We start from the raw sequence: 14,014 nt of genomic DNA, 5'->3' as shown, positions 1-14,014 counted from the left end.
CGTTTATCCTATCGCAGCATTTGCCCGGAAGAAACGGTAACGTTCTTTCCTCTCCGCTGTTATGAAGACATCCCCATCTTACTGAAGAGGCGTCTACACAACGTTTACAGCAAAGAACCCGGCAGGGCGTCATTCAATGGTATGTCGAGATTCGAGCGGTTGGGGCGTGGCGAGTACTTACAGGGTGAAATGAGCGCCACTCACACCAACATCGGCGGTTCAGGCCAGACGCCACTGTTCCAGGCGTATAAGATCGCACGGTTGAACGAAAACACGTGGCGGTAACGTTCGCGGTACGGTGGCGGCAGTTGTTGTTCGCTGCGGTACAGGTATTTCACGGCTGACTGCAAAGCAGTGTTGGCTTCAACGATCCGCCCCTGGGCACGGAGCACCTGAGCACGTGCAAACCAGACCTGGTGCGGGTTTTCTACCTGTGGCGCTCGCGCCAGGTACTCCACAGCTTCCAGGCTATGCCGGTCGGCAGCCTCGATGTCGCCGAGACGCAGGCAGGCAATCGCCAGAAAGGCGCGGTCGATGCTCACATCGATATGTCCCTGCGCGACGCGCAACGCCAGTCCCTGTTCCATCAACCGACGGGCTTCTTCCAACCGCCCCTGCTGGAGCAGCGCCGCGCCCAGGTTCGCCAGTGCTGCCGCCTGTTGCGCAGGCAGCGGAATCGCAACCGCACGCTCATACGATTCACGCAGCCAGGATTCGGCTTCGGCGCCGCGCCCCATCCAGACCAGCGCTGCGCCCATGTTGCTGGCGGCAACGCACATGCCACGCACATCGTTGATCGCCTGGAACAGTTCCCAGGCTTCCTCTGCCAGGCGCAACCCGTTGTCAAAATTGCCAATGCGCAACGCCAGGGTGCACGCATTGATACGAGCGGCTGCCATACCCTGGCGCAGTTCGAGTGCAGCATACCCCGCATAGGCAGCCTGGTACGCTTCGAATGCCGCTTCAAACTGCCCCAGGCGAGCGTGCATCCGGGCGACCAGCACCCAGGCCGCGGCTTCGCTATCGGGCGCGCCCCGCTGCGCAAACAGACGTTGCGCCTCCTGTCCATACGTCAGCGCACTGACGAAATCGTTGCGCACGGTAGCCATATTCCCAAGGTTCAACATCAGTTGCGGCAATGTGGGTGATGAGGAGTCCACCAGTTGTACGGCGTGCTTCAAAGCGTTTTCGGCAGCGTCGAAGCACTCCCGTCCCTGCTCGATGTCGGCGCGCGTCAGCCAGCAGCGCGCCTGCGCCTCACGATCACGCTGCTGCTGTGCCAGCGCCAGCGCACGTTCGAGCATCTCGTCTGCTTCGTGCCATTGCTGGTTGTGTCCGAGGGCGCGCGCCAGCAGACACAACGTTGCCCAGTCGCTGTGAAGGGTGAACACTGCCGCTCGACGCAGCGCATCGATAGCGGCATTCCACTCGTTGCACGCAAGGGCAAGACGCCCGCGTTTGCGATAGACTTCGGCGCGCCAGTCAGGGTGATCGGGTGACTGTTCGACTAAACGATCCAGCGTCTCTAGCGCTGCCCGTTGTTCATCACGCAACCCGTGTTCGTGCAGAATTGATTCCTGTTCACTCAACAATTTGAACAGCACCTGTCGATCGCGAACCAGCCCCAACCCCTTCTGAAGTGCCATGAGTGCAGCATCGTGCGCATAGAGTGATCGGGCGCGCCGTGCCGCCTGAAGCCACATCTCTGCCGCCTCGTCTGATTGATCGGCGGCGGTAAGGTAATGTGCAATGCGCACGGGGTCTGCGTTGTGCTGACGCATCACCAACGCAGCCTGACGGTGCAGCCGCTGGCGACGCGCCGGACTCAGGCTCTCCAGCACTGCTTCCTGCACCTCTGGATGAGCGACAATGTACCGCGTACCGTCAAACATGAGCCAGTCGCGTGCCTGAAGTTCCTCAAAGGCGTGTTCCACCTCATCGGCGGTGCGTCCGCTGATCTGTTGAATCTCAAGTGCATTACCGCTTTGCAGCACTGCTGCTGCTTCCATGACCTGGCGGGTGGTCGGGGCAAGCCATTTCAACTGAATCTGAATGGCTTCGTGCAGTGATGAAGGAAGTGCGGAAAGGTCTTTTCCGGCAGTGACCATCGCACGTACCATCTCGTGGGTTACCAGCGGCGCCCCGCCCGTCTGCTGCCAAATCTGTTCAGCCGTTGTCGGCGATAGACCGGCATTCAGGGCCAGACGAATAACTGTTGGGTAATCAAATGCAGGAAGGGTCAGCGATTGCAGCATACCACGCGCACGCAGATCGGAGAGCATCACATTGAGAGCGCCTCCTTCTGTGCGACAGGTGATCACCAGCGCCAGACTCGTTCCGTGCAGCGAGCGCGACAGCCAGGCAACGGCTTCAATCGAGAGTGGATCGGCCTGATCCAGGTCTTCCAGTACGACGATAACCGGCTCTCCACCCGCCAGCGCATGGATAGCGCGTGGCAGCGCCTGTAACAACCGCCGCTGTAAGAGGTGGTGAGACGATGGTACCTCTTCTACGCTCTGGCGAATGGGTTGCAAGCGGAGGAAAACGGCGCGCAATTCCGGCAGCACGCGGATGGCCTCAGTCATCCGCACGTCGGTCGGTAAAGTACGCTCTGCATCAGGATGGTTCAGTCGGTCGCGCAGCGCCGTATCGAGCAGGTCGATCATGACGCCAAAGGGGCATTGCTGCCCTGATCGTCGTGCACTGCATTGCCAGACCAGAGGACGGGTCGTTGTTTGCCGAATCTGATCCAGCGCCTGGCGAACCATGCGCGTTTTCCCGCTGCCAGCCGGTCCCTCCACAACGACAACCGGCGACGATCCGGCGAGCGCCGTGTGGAGGGCTGTGATCAGATGGGCTGTTAACGTCGGATTACGGGTCAATGGCGAGGTGCGTTCCGTGCGACCGGTGGCAACGCTGGGAATTGATGGCAACGACCAATCTCGGAAGACCAGCGACTGCACGGCATCGAGTCGGTCATCAAGAATCGCCTGATAGAGCGCCACCGTATCTGCATCAGGTTCAATCGCCAGCTCACGTTCGAGCACGGTCTTGCAATACATGAACTGGCGAATGGCATCACTACGCCGACCGGTTTTTGCATAGAGCCACATCGCTTTGCGGTGCAGCATTTCACAGAGCGGATCGAGAACGAGTGCATGTTCAGCCGCAGCAAGCGCACGCTCAACATCACCCGTGCTAGCATAGCCATCAACCAAACGTTGCCAGACATCAAGGTGCATACGCTCGAAGCGTTCGCGCTGCTGGCAAAGCCAGTGTTCAAACTCCGGCGACTCGTCAAGCTCCAGACCACTCAGCAATGGTCCGGCATAGAGTCGGGCCGCCTGATCGGCAGCACGTAAACCATCTGGATCGGGTAGCGTGCGCGCCAGACCGGATAAGCGCACGAATTCATGCGCATCGACCCGGCACATACTGGCGTTAAAACGGATGACATCACTGCCAACGCCAGATTGACCGGTCAACAATTGGTCAGCCAGCGAACCAACTAACTGACGCAATTGCGAGAGGGAACGACGTAACCGTTGACGGCCAACGTTCTGCGGCGAGTCGGGCCACAACAGGTACGTCAGTTCATCGCGGGTGACGGCGCGTTCGCTGAGCGCCAGCACGGCCATAATTGCCAGCGGTTGTCGGCGGCGGAACGGTACATCGTGCTGATCGAGCAAGAGGCGTGGAGCGCCAAAAACTCGGAATTCAAGAGAATACGGCAACTGGTACGACATGCTGCCTCTGCGACGTGATCGATTGAGTTTCTCTGCCTATAGCGATTATTATAATGCCAGTTCAGACGTAGGGGAATGTGATAATCGTTCTGATAGGGCTTTTCGACGTTCTCACCTAACCAACCTGCCGCTCTCATTATGATCAGCATGAATGTCACCATTCGCGGCGGCAACAACAGGAAGCGCCGCCCACCCGGCGAGGCGAGGTCGGGAAGGGGCACCTCCTAGCACAGTGTCGTTTATAGCCACTCGATCAGTTCACGTTCGATTAACCCCACTGTATCGGTCGGGGCGTAACGTCGCACAACCTTGCCGTTGCGACTCACCAGAAATTTCGTGAAGTTCCACTTGATCTCACCGTCAGGGCTGAGACCCGGTTGTTGTTGCTTCAGATACGCGAAGATGGGGTGTGTATCAGGACCGTTCACCGCAACTTTAGCAAACAGCGGGAAAGTAACGGCATAATTACGAATACAAAAGTCTTTGATCGTAGCTTCATCATCAGGTTCCTGATTAAACTGATTACTGGGAAAACCAAGCACGACAAAACCACGGTCACGGTAGCGGCGGTAAAGTGATTCAAGATCGCCGTATTGCGGGGTTAGCCCACAATGACTGGCGACGTTAACAATCAACAGCACATTGCCCCGATAGGCCGACAATGATTGAATCTTGCCATCAATGGTACGGGCTGTCAATTCGTAGATACTCATAGACGCTCACTTGAATGAAGTTTCAACTTTTCACTATTAGCAGTATGACCTGACTTCCTGCTAACGTCAACCCTGAAGATTTGGTCAGCACATTGCGCGGCCAACATGGTATGCTGAGAAAAGAATATATTCATTTTTCAAATCGGCCAGGTATGCTATGAACTCAATGACCGACAGTGATACAGCGAAAGAAAAGACTAGAGAGGATATTGCTCAGGTGCAGGCAGGCGAAGTACCATCACTATCACGGCTGAGACTATTTCGCTGGACACCCAGCATATTTCGCGCCATACCCTTCCGACTGCGATTGACATTGCTGTACACGAGTTTGTTTGCCCTTGCCCTGCTTGCAATTGGGGTTGGTGTTCATTTTGCGGTTGCTCAGGCCTTGTATGCAGGGGTGCAGCGTGATTTGACGGCGGCTACGCAGCAGGTCCGGGCCATCCTTTCAGCAGTGGGATTTCAGAGCATTCGCACCGCAAGCGGTGAATTACAGGTGTATCTCAATCGCGACTTTATTCAACTCTTTACCAACCGCAACATCGGCGCTCAATTCTTTGACGGCAGTGGTTCGCTCCTTACAAGTACCCCCAATCTCGAGCCGTATATGTTGCCTCTGCCACCAGAAGCATTCCGGTTAACGGCAGATAATATCGAGGGTATCATTGTTGATCGCGAAATTAACGGTGTGATGGTAAAATCCCTCATCACGCCGGTAGTCTTTCGTGATCAGCGTCTAATTGGATTCTTACAGGTATCACGTCCGTTGAACGATGTTATTAATACATTGACTCTGCTTCAACAAATTTTGATCGGCGGTGGATTACTGGCCCTCGTCATCGGCGGTCTTGGGGCAATGTACCTCTCGAAACAGGCACTCCGGCCAATCGAGCAGATCACCTTAACCGCGCAAAGTATTGTACGTGCCGAAGACCTGGATCGACGTATTCCAGAACCGGCAGAACGTGATGAACTGTGGCTCCTGACAGTCACGATTAATGAACTGTTGTCACGCCTGGAAAAACTCTTCCTTGCCCAGCAGCGCTTCGTCGCCGATGTCAGTCACGAGTTACGAACACCACTGACGGCAATGCAGGGGAATCTTGAACTATTGGATCGCGATCCCTTACCCGATTCAGGCTTGCTCAGGGAAGTGATCGGTGATATGCGACGCGAAACGGCCAGGCTAATCCGTATGGTTAACGATCTCTTACTGCTGGCCCAGAGCGAGACGCACGTGGTACTACGTCACGAACCGGTTGAACTCGACACGCTGCTATTAGAGGTCTTCCGCGAATTACGACCATTAGCCGGACAAGTACGTTTACGGATCGGGGCCGAAGACCAGATATTGGTGTACGGTGATCGGGATCGGATCAAACAAGCACTATTGAATCTTGGTGTAAATGCTCTGCAATATACGCCACCAGGAGGTCTGGTTGTCTTAGGATTAGAGCGCTATCAACAGTTTGCCTGCCTGAGTGTGGCCGATACCGGTGTGGGAATCAGTCAAGAAGCGCTGCCCCACATTTTTGAACGTTTCTATCGTGTTGATCGTTCGCGTTCACGACACAGTGGTGGCGCCGGTCTCGGGTTGTCGATTGTGAAGTGGGTTGCCGAGGCGCATGGTGGTTATGTGACGGTAGCCAGTGAGGTTGGTCGTGGCAGCACTTTTGCTATCTATTTACCGTTGCCTGATGGAACCAGTATAGGAGCCGCTGAAATAATGAGTGTGGTGAGTAATGAGTAGGCGGAAGATTTTACGTACCGCTATTGCATTCGTCTGCTACGCAAAAATAGAGTACAATAGGGCTGTATGCGCACCCTAACGATCAGCGATGAAATCGTGCCGGCTGTTTATAGCTTAAATATCAGGCAACGCTTCGCAGATGTGCAATTAGTGCTGGCCTGCGGCGATCTTCCGATCTATTACCTTGAGTTCGTAGTAACGATGCTTGGTCAGCCCTGCTTTTACGTCTGGGGGAATCACGATTCGCCTGAAGTACAGGCTGATGGTCAGGTTGTAAGCTATGCACGCGGGGCTACCTGTGTTGAGGATCGAGTTGTTTACCATCAGGGGCTGCTTATCGGTGGTCTGGGTGGTTCAATCCGGTATAAACTCGAAGGGCATCATCAGTACACTGAAACGCAGATGATGATCCGTGTGCTGCGTATGACACCACTCCTGTTTCTCAACCGCCTACGCTACGGGCGTTATCTTGATGTCTTGCTCACCCATGCGCCACCACTCGGTATTCACAACGGCCCCGATTACCCCCATCGCGGCTTTCTCGCTCTATTACGCTTTATGCAATGGTTCCGTCCTCGTTATCTCATTCACGGTCATATTCATCTTTCCTACGGGTTTGGGCATCAGACCGAGACCCAATGTGGTCATACGCTGGTGATTAACACTGCCGGCTACCGTGTCCTTGATCTGGTGGTGTAGCGTATCACGTCGGCTGACAGTTGCAATCATGCACTAGCCATGGTACGCTACCCCCGTTACGGCCGTCGGCGTTGCCGGTCGATTGTGAAGCGCATTGTGTGCTGCGCTGACTATCAACTCTGGTAAGGCCGAAAGGAGAGGCCGATGTCAGCTATTCAAGCAATCGTACACGATGAATTTGCTCGCATTCGCCGCGACCAGATGCTACGCGAGCTGCTGTCGTTAATAACCCGTCAGTCGAACGAATTGCTTTCGTTTGACGAGGTGCGCGCACGCCTCAATGTACGCGGTCAACATTATCTTGGTCATCAGACGGTTCCGCTTGATAAAATTGTTGGGAGCGAAGGTCGTTACGGCGATTTTGACCGCCAATTTGCTCCGCGTCATAATGCGAATCGCTACCGCTGGATGAGTATTGATCGGGCACATTACGAAGGAGTGCCGTTACCTTCTGTAGAATTGTATAAACTGGGTGACATCTACTTTGTGAAGGATGGGCATCATCGTATCTCGGTTGCCCGTTTTCAAGGTCAACGCGAGATCGATGCCATTGTCACCGAACTGGTTGTCGATGTTCCTCTCGATGCCAGTCTGAGTGTTCGCGATCTCCTTTTGAAAGAGGAGTACAGCGATTTTCTCGAATGGACTGGTTTAGCCGAGTTGCGGCCTGAGCAGCGGATTGAGTTTAGCGAACCGGGTGGGTATCTCGATCTGATACGGCATATTAATGCGCATCGCTACTACATGGGGCTTGAGCTGGGACGACCGGTCACTCGCGAGGAAGCGGTGGCAAGCTGGTACGATACAGTCTATATGCCGGTGATCGAGGTCATCCGCAATCAGCAGGCACTTCGCTATTTTCCAGGGCGAACTGAAGCTGATCTGTACCGCTGGATTATGGATCACCGCTGGTATCTCCGCGAACGGAATGGTGGAGCCGATCCAGGGCCGCTCATGGCCGCTGCTGATTATGTCCGACTGTTTGGCAAGCGTAGCCTGACCGCGCTTACCGAGTGGTTGCTCGGTGCGTTACGCGGAAAAGCCGCTGCTGGCGTGTAGTTGTATTCTCGGAAATATCGTTGGTACGGAAAGGATTATCGTCGTGCAGACGTTGCTGAGTGTGTTTGAATATGCGCCGACGACCTGAGTACGCGAGCCATGTTCCGTAATTTGTTTGTGCCGACCTGCGAATTGTATGATCTGAACCTGCCTCGATGACTTGGGTGCGCGGGCCTCTGGCCCGTATTGCACGGTGAGCAGGCGAAACCCAGCATTTGGTACATTACACACCATTGTCCACTAGTTCCCCCGCTTGCGGGGATTGGAGCTAAACTTGGTTCCTACCGCTCACTCCTTTTCTCCCTCCTCTCACCTCACTTTTAGCGGGTAGAGTGAACCGTTGAAAAGCCCTACACGCACATTCCACAATCGCCTCATAAAGGATGCACGTTACCTGTCTTCTGACGATTACTGGTATAATGTTCGCCGTGATTCGTTCACTGTATCGCTCAGTGGGAGCAATGCGATCTTCATTCTGGTTGCCCGTTGTCCTAGTCTTGATCGCCGCCAGCATCTTGCTGTTCGGCGCGGATCGGCCTCCACAGTATTGGGCAGTAGGTGAAGAAAACGAGCCTATCTTGACCAGATTTCATAGCAACGAGCGGAATGAAACCGATCTCTTCCGCTGGTCATATCCGCAGGCCACGCTCTTCATCTACGGATACCGCGGCGCTCCAGCACTAATCGAATTACGATTGGCAGCTCCACGCCGGGAAGGCATAGCACCAGCACAGGTGATTTTTACGCATCAAGACGGTCAATTGGTAACAACAACGGTAGCCGGTTATTGGCGTTACTATCGATTTCTGCTTCCAACCAGTACAACCGGCGAGTCATTTTTACGTTGGTCAACCGAACCCTACGTTGCACCACCTGATATTCGCGAATTGGGATTGGCGCTCAGCAGGGTGAATTTTCTGACAACGGTTGAACGACCCCCGCTAAGTGGTCAGATGATTGGTTGGGCAATACTGCCACTACTAGTCTGGTGGGCGGGCACGCTCTGGCGTTGGGATGAACGTCTACGCAATATTTTAACAGGGCTAGCGCTCCTGCCGGCAATTGGTTTAGCTTCCTTTCCGGTAGGGGCCGAATACTGGTTACCCTCACTTCCATGGCCGTGGTGGCCGTTGGCGCCGGTACTCATCCTTGCGCTTTGGCCGTCACTGGCTAACTATCTTCAACGTCTTTCCAAGCGGATCACCCCACAACCACAGTGGAGCTGGTTTGGGATCATTCTGGCATTTGCCGGTCTGATAGCCATACGGTTCGGTGTGCCGGCCTGGATTGCCTTGCTACCAGTTATAAGTGGTGTTTGGCTGGTCTGGCCATTGATCACCGATGACGAAGAGGGGTCGGTATGGCCGGTTGGCCGGTCATTACTGCTCATAACCGGTATCGCGTTGGCGACGCGGCTGATCGCGCTTGATCAGATGCCGTTGGCATTGTGGCGTGATGAGTCGCGCCACGGCTTGCTGGCCTTACGAGTCTGGACAGAACCAACGTTTCGCCCGATTTATGTCGTCAAAGGCGCCGATTTACCGGCGCTGTTCTTTTATCTGGTGGCGCCAATTGTAGGTAACTGGGGTGCTCATGCCTGGAGCGTGCGCCTGGTGAGTGCGTTAGCCGGAGCCTTTACTCCTCTAGCGCTTTATTGGTTTGCCTCACCGCTCATTGGACGGCGGGCAGCGGTATTGGCTGCTGCCCTGTTGGCCTGGGCTTCGTGGTCGCTCAGCATGAGTCGTTGGGCATTCCCGGCGACACTCGACCATCTGCTGGTGCTCACTGCGGGGGGGCTGCTATGGCGAGGGCTTGATCCAGGACAGCAATACTGGCGCTCGTGGAGTTATGTTGTCGGAGCCGCGCTGCTAGGTGGGTTGGCTGTCTACACGTATCACACCGGCCGCCTGGCGCCACTGGCTTTGCTAATGGTAGCAGTTTTCCGACTCGGTCACGATCTCTCGCGCTGGCGACGGTTTTGGCCACATCTGCTTAGCGCTGCTCTGGTAGGGGCAATCGTAATCGCACCGCTGGCGCTCTATATTTTGAACGATAGTGCCGGTTTTAACCGTCGGGTAGGTTTGGTCTCAATTTTTCAGGCCAATGATCTCACCCGTCACCGACCACTCGATTTTCTCGGTGAGCATATCGTGCGCTATGGGCTGATGTGGCATGTGCAAGGTGACGCGAATGGGCGTCACCATCTTCCCCTGGCGCCGATGGTTGATCCGGTGGTTGGGTTATTTCTGCTCTTTGGGTTGGGCCTCGCCTGGCAGGCCCGTCGGCAATCGGTCGTGGTGTTGTTTGTGCTCTGGCTCCTCTACCATGTACCGGGTCTGTTGAGCTTCAACGCGCCGCATGCAATGCGTGCGTTGGGTACGCTGGCCCCAGCTTGTGCACTGGCCGGTTGGGGGCTAAGCCGATTTGGCAGTAGCCGTGAATGGCAGCGCTGGTTGATCCCTGGTATGCTAGTGCTCAGTCTATGCTTCAATCTTTGGGTCTATTTTGGACAGATGCGGACCAATCCGCAGGTGTACGGTGAATTTGATCGGGTTGAAACGGTTATGGCGTATATTGTCCGTCGTGCTGCGACACCGACCGACTCGGAGCAACGAGTATCGGTGTACTTACCACGTGAATGGGCGCTGAGTGATACAGTGCGTTTTCTGACCATCGATCTACCACCAGCGCAACAGCCAAAGATCTGGCGTGGTACAAGCGATGATGAGAATACATTGGTCGTGTTGCCGGCATTCACTGATGCTACCGAAGTGGCAACCGTGCTTCAGGCTCTTGGGCCGAGCGCAATTGAGGTATTCCCTACCCCTACGCTTCCATCCGACGGTGAGCCACTAGTGCGGGTTTTCGCCCGTGGTTCGGCTGCGATAGAACTGATGAGAGCGCCATGAGTTCCGAGTATGCCCTCACCTTAGCCCAGGTTATCAGCGCACGATATGTCAACAACGGTCTTTACACGCCGTTCGCCGATCCATTTACCGCCGCTCAGAGTCTGGCCGGCATACAGGCGCAGATTCTGCCCGCTGCCAGTCTGGCACTCTGGAATCGTGTACCGGCCTTTAGCGCCAATCACTTCGATGACCTGCTCTACCAGAAACGGTCACTGGTGCGTATCTGGGGGCAACGGGGCACGTTACACCTTTACCCTACCACTGACTGGCCATTGATCTACGCAATGCAGGCTGATCGTGCTACCTACTGGGAGCGGGAAGCGGTGCATAATGGTTGGAATATGACCGAATATGAGGCATTTATCACGCAGGTCGCTCATCTGCTGTACGAACACGAAACGTTAGGCCGCAGTGATCTTCGGCGGTTTTTCCCGATGATCGATCAACACCATCTTTCGGGGTGGGGTGGTGTCTTTGCCATTTTGAACCGTCGTGGTCTGGCGTGTCATGCTGCACCCTGCAATGGTGAAGCCCGGATGGCCCATCGGCTGCGCTGGGTACCCGAATTGGAATGGGCGCCACCTGATACCGAGACCGCTAATGCCGAATTGCTACGTCGGTACCTTTCTGCCTTTGGGCCGGCAACGCTCACCGATATGACCTGGTGGCGTGGCCGAACGCAGGCCGAGATCAAACGTTGGCTCAAGCTCCTCGGCGACCAGGTGGTGAGAGTACAGATTAATGGTCAACCGGCATGGTGGCTCCAAGAACAACTTGATCGGTTATCCGATCTACCATCACCTGCTGAACTGCCACCCCATTTACTGGGACGTTTTGATCCCCTGTTGCTTGCCACTCGCGACAAACACTGGCTGATCGATGATGCCTTCTACAAGCGCGTCTGGCGTCCAGCCGGTCATATCGAAGCAACCATATTGCTTGGTGGACGCATTGCCGGTACCTGGCGGTACGATTGGCGTGGAACCAGTCTGCTGGTAACCTTGCGACCATTTGCTCCACTCGCAACGTCGCTACGGTCTCAACTCGAAACATTAGCTGCTCGTGTTGCCGAACATTTTGCGACGCCTTTAGGAGACTGTCGATGGGAAGTAATGGAGTAACGTGGCGGTTATTGCCACCAGTCCACGGTGATCCGGCGAGCGAACTAGCTGCCGGTACAGCAATGCTGGCCGGATTGGTCACCACTCATCAACCGGCTCTTCGCTGGTACACTGCTGGCCCCCAACCAGCTCTGGTTATCGGCTCCGGGCAAAAACTGAGTGAGGTTGATCAGCTGGCGCTACGGCAACAGGGTGTCACGCTTCATCGGCGTGCGAGCGGTGGCACGGCAGTGTTGTTCGTGCCGGGTTTTCTCATGCAAGATATTGCCTTGCCACTCGACCATCCCCTGGCGCACCCCGATGTTAGCGAGTCGTACCGTTGGTTAGGAGAAGTGTGGCAGGCAACGTTGATGCAGTTTGGTATTCAGACCCGGCTTATCGACATCGCAACTGCCCGTACCGACCGACAGATGCTCGATACCTTAACTGCACGGGCTTGTTTTGGTGGTCGGTCTCCTTACGAATTGCTGGTCGCGGATCGAAAGCTGGTTGGCTTTGCCCAAATTCGACGTCGGGAAGGGCTGCTCTTTCAAGTGGGAATCTACACCTGCTGGCCAGGCCAGCAACTGGCGACCTTGTTAGCAATTCCATCTGCTGAACGCCATCTCTTCAGTGAGCGCCTGAGTCGTCGTGTCACGGATCTGACGACGGTGTGCTCAAGTCCGCCTGACTTGCACCGTCTGGCGACCGCATTTGCTACCGTCTTGCAACAGCGGTACGATGTTCACATAGCTGCCTCGGATTGGACGACAGAAGAATTGAAGGTAATGACTGCTGTCCAGTCGCGTTTTTTACCGTTACCTTTGGAAGGTTAGTTTATTCATAACTATGCGCTGGTCAATGTTGCTCCTGAGTTTATGCATGGTCAGTATGTTGAGTGCCTGCGGCCAACGTGAGACCGTTGTATCTGCATGGGCGCCAATTGGCCCACAGCCCACGATCTTACCTAGCGTTACCCCTGAAACACCGACTATGGTCAGTACGCCGCTGATTGCAGTGATGGAACCGGTACGGCCAACTCCTACACCGAGCCTGGTCGATCTTGCCGGGCAAATCGACGCCTACCTGCGCGATTTGACCGTACAAGGACGTTTTCGCGGTTCAGTGCTGGTTGCAACCACAGGGCGTATCTTGGTTGCACGTGGCTACGGCCTGGCTAATGTCGAGCGCGACCTACCCAATACCGCCCAGACCCGTTTCCGTATTGCTTCAATCTCGAAACCGATTACAGCAGTGGCGATTATGCAGTTACAGGCTGCCGGGAAGTTAGCGGTCACCGAGTCGGTGTGTCGTTATCTGCCCGACTGCCCAACGGCATGGCAACCCATTACCCTCGCCCATCTCCTCTCACACACCGCCGGCATTCCCAATTATACCGATTTTACGACGTTTGAGCAGGTTGAACGCTTACCGGTAACTCCCACCCAGCTCGTTGCTCGTTTCCGCAATCTGCCACTCGAGTTTGTACCAGGCAGTGCGTATCGATACAGCAACTCCAACTACGTAGTTCTTGGATTAGTGATTGAGGCGGTTAGCGGTCAATCGTATGCCGATTACATCCGCGACAACATCTTCATCCCTGCCGGCATGATCAATAGCGGCTACGATAGTGGTGATGCCTCGGTGCTTAATGGTACGGTTGGCTACCTTGGGCCAGACAACGAGCGGGCAATCCCAATCGATACCAGTAATCTGTACAGCGCCGGTGGCCTTTACTCGACCGTCGAAGATCTTTACCGATTCGTCCAGGCCTTGAACAGTGGGCAATTACTCCCTGCTGCTGAGCTGAGCCAAATGTATACCCCCAATCGCAGTAATTACGGTTACGGCTGGAAAATCGAAGAGCGTAACGGGCGACGGGTGATCTACCATCCTGGCTTTATCTCAGGGGCTGTCACCCATCTGGCGTACTATCCCGATAGGCAGAGTGTGATTGTCGTTTTGAGCAACATGGAACGCACCAGTGCCGATGCTATCGCGAATGAGATCGGCGCCTGGCTGCCATAAGGGTCACACT

9 protein-coding genes are annotated in these 14,014 nt (G+C 55.2%); 7 read left to right on the top strand and 2 right to left on the bottom strand.

All coding sequences use genetic code 11. The features are described 5' to 3' along the window. Positions 1-200 precede the first annotated feature (200 nt). A complete protein-coding gene (locus JE47_RS0110990; protein ID WP_035419357.1) occupies positions 201-3,746 on the bottom strand; it encodes a tetratricopeptide repeat protein in 3,546 nt (1,181 codons plus the stop codon). A gap of 239 nt (positions 3,747-3,985) precedes the next feature. After that, a complete protein-coding gene (locus JE47_RS0110985) occupies positions 3,986-4,459 on the bottom strand; it encodes a glutathione peroxidase (RefSeq protein WP_031459805.1) in 474 nt (157 codons plus the stop codon). Positions 4,460-4,616: 157 nt separating this feature from the next. On the opposite strand from JE47_RS0110985, the gene JE47_RS0110980 reads away from it, so the two are divergent. From JE47_RS0110980 to JE47_RS0110950, 7 genes are all read left to right on the top strand, one after another. Continuing rightward, positions 4,617-6,209 (top strand): sensor histidine kinase, encoded by a 1,593-nt coding sequence (locus tag JE47_RS0110980; RefSeq protein ID WP_236631211.1) that lies wholly within the window; start codon positions 4,617-4,619, stop codon positions 6,207-6,209. A 66-nt stretch (positions 6,210-6,275) separates the two neighbouring features. Continuing rightward, positions 6,276-6,908: a metallophosphoesterase gene (locus JE47_RS0110975; RefSeq protein ID WP_031459803.1), complete on the top strand. Its 633-nt coding sequence runs from the start codon at positions 6,276-6,278 to the stop codon at positions 6,906-6,908. Between the two features lie 144 nt (positions 6,909-7,052). Beyond that, positions 7,053-7,967, top strand: coding sequence for a DUF4032 domain-containing protein (locus tag JE47_RS0110970; RefSeq protein WP_031459802.1), 915 nt, complete (start codon positions 7,053-7,055; stop codon positions 7,965-7,967). 461 nt (positions 7,968-8,428) lie between these two features. Continuing rightward, the gene (locus JE47_RS0110965) at positions 8,429-10,876 is read left to right on the top strand and encodes a glycosyltransferase family 39 protein (RefSeq protein ID WP_236631210.1); all 2,448 of its coding nucleotides are present in this window, start codon (positions 8,429-8,431) and stop codon (positions 10,874-10,876) included. Beyond that, positions 10,873-11,997, top strand: a complete 1,125-nt coding sequence (locus tag JE47_RS0110960; protein WP_031459800.1) for a winged helix DNA-binding domain-containing protein — start codon at positions 10,873-10,875, stop codon at positions 11,995-11,997. The genes JE47_RS0110965 and JE47_RS0110960 overlap by 4 nt, the downstream gene beginning before the upstream one ends. Further along, positions 11,979-12,812, top strand: a complete 834-nt coding sequence (locus tag JE47_RS0110955) for a lipoate--protein ligase family protein (RefSeq protein WP_031459799.1) — start codon at positions 11,979-11,981, stop codon at positions 12,810-12,812. Before JE47_RS0110960 ends, JE47_RS0110955 begins: the two co-directional genes overlap by 19 nt. Positions 12,813-12,858: 46 nt before the next feature. Next, positions 12,859-14,004 (top strand): serine hydrolase domain-containing protein, encoded by a 1,146-nt coding sequence (locus JE47_RS0110950; RefSeq protein WP_236631209.1) that lies wholly within the window; start codon positions 12,859-12,861, stop codon positions 14,002-14,004. The last annotated feature ends 10 nt before the right edge of the window (positions 14,005-14,014 follow it).

Origin of the sequence: Chloroflexus sp. MS-G, assembly GCF_000735195.1 — a bacterium.
Classification (GTDB): Bacteria; Chloroflexota; Chloroflexia; order Chloroflexales; family Chloroflexaceae; genus Chloroflexus.
This window is presented reverse-complemented; position numbering and strand designations above follow the sequence as displayed.

Bases quoted from the DNA above. Each gene is read 5' to 3' on its own strand.
- JE47_RS0110955 (WP_031459799.1), top strand. From the start codon at position 11,979: ATGGGAAGTAATGGAGTAACGTGGCGGTTATTGCCACCAGTCCACGGT.
- JE47_RS0110990 (WP_035419357.1), bottom strand. From the start codon at position 3,746: ATGTCGTACCAGTTGCCGTATTCTCTTGAATTCCGAGTTTTTGGCGCT.
- JE47_RS0110965 (WP_236631210.1), top strand. From the start codon at position 8,429: ATGCGATCTTCATTCTGGTTGCCCGTTGTCCTAGTCTTGATCGCCGCC.
- JE47_RS0110950 (WP_236631209.1), top strand. From the start codon at position 12,859: ATGGTCAGTATGTTGAGTGCCTGCGGCCAACGTGAGACCGTTGTATCT.
- JE47_RS0110975 (WP_031459803.1), top strand. From the start codon at position 6,276: ATGCGCACCCTAACGATCAGCGATGAAATCGTGCCGGCTGTTTATAGC.
- JE47_RS0110960 (WP_031459800.1), top strand. From the start codon at position 10,873: ATGAGTTCCGAGTATGCCCTCACCTTAGCCCAGGTTATCAGCGCACGA.
- JE47_RS0110980 (WP_236631211.1), top strand. From the start codon at position 4,617: ATGAACTCAATGACCGACAGTGATACAGCGAAAGAAAAGACTAGAGAG.
- JE47_RS0110970 (WP_031459802.1), top strand. From the start codon at position 7,053: ATGTCAGCTATTCAAGCAATCGTACACGATGAATTTGCTCGCATTCGC.
- JE47_RS0110985 (WP_031459805.1), bottom strand. From the start codon at position 4,459: ATGAGTATCTACGAATTGACAGCCCGTACCATTGATGGCAAGATTCAA.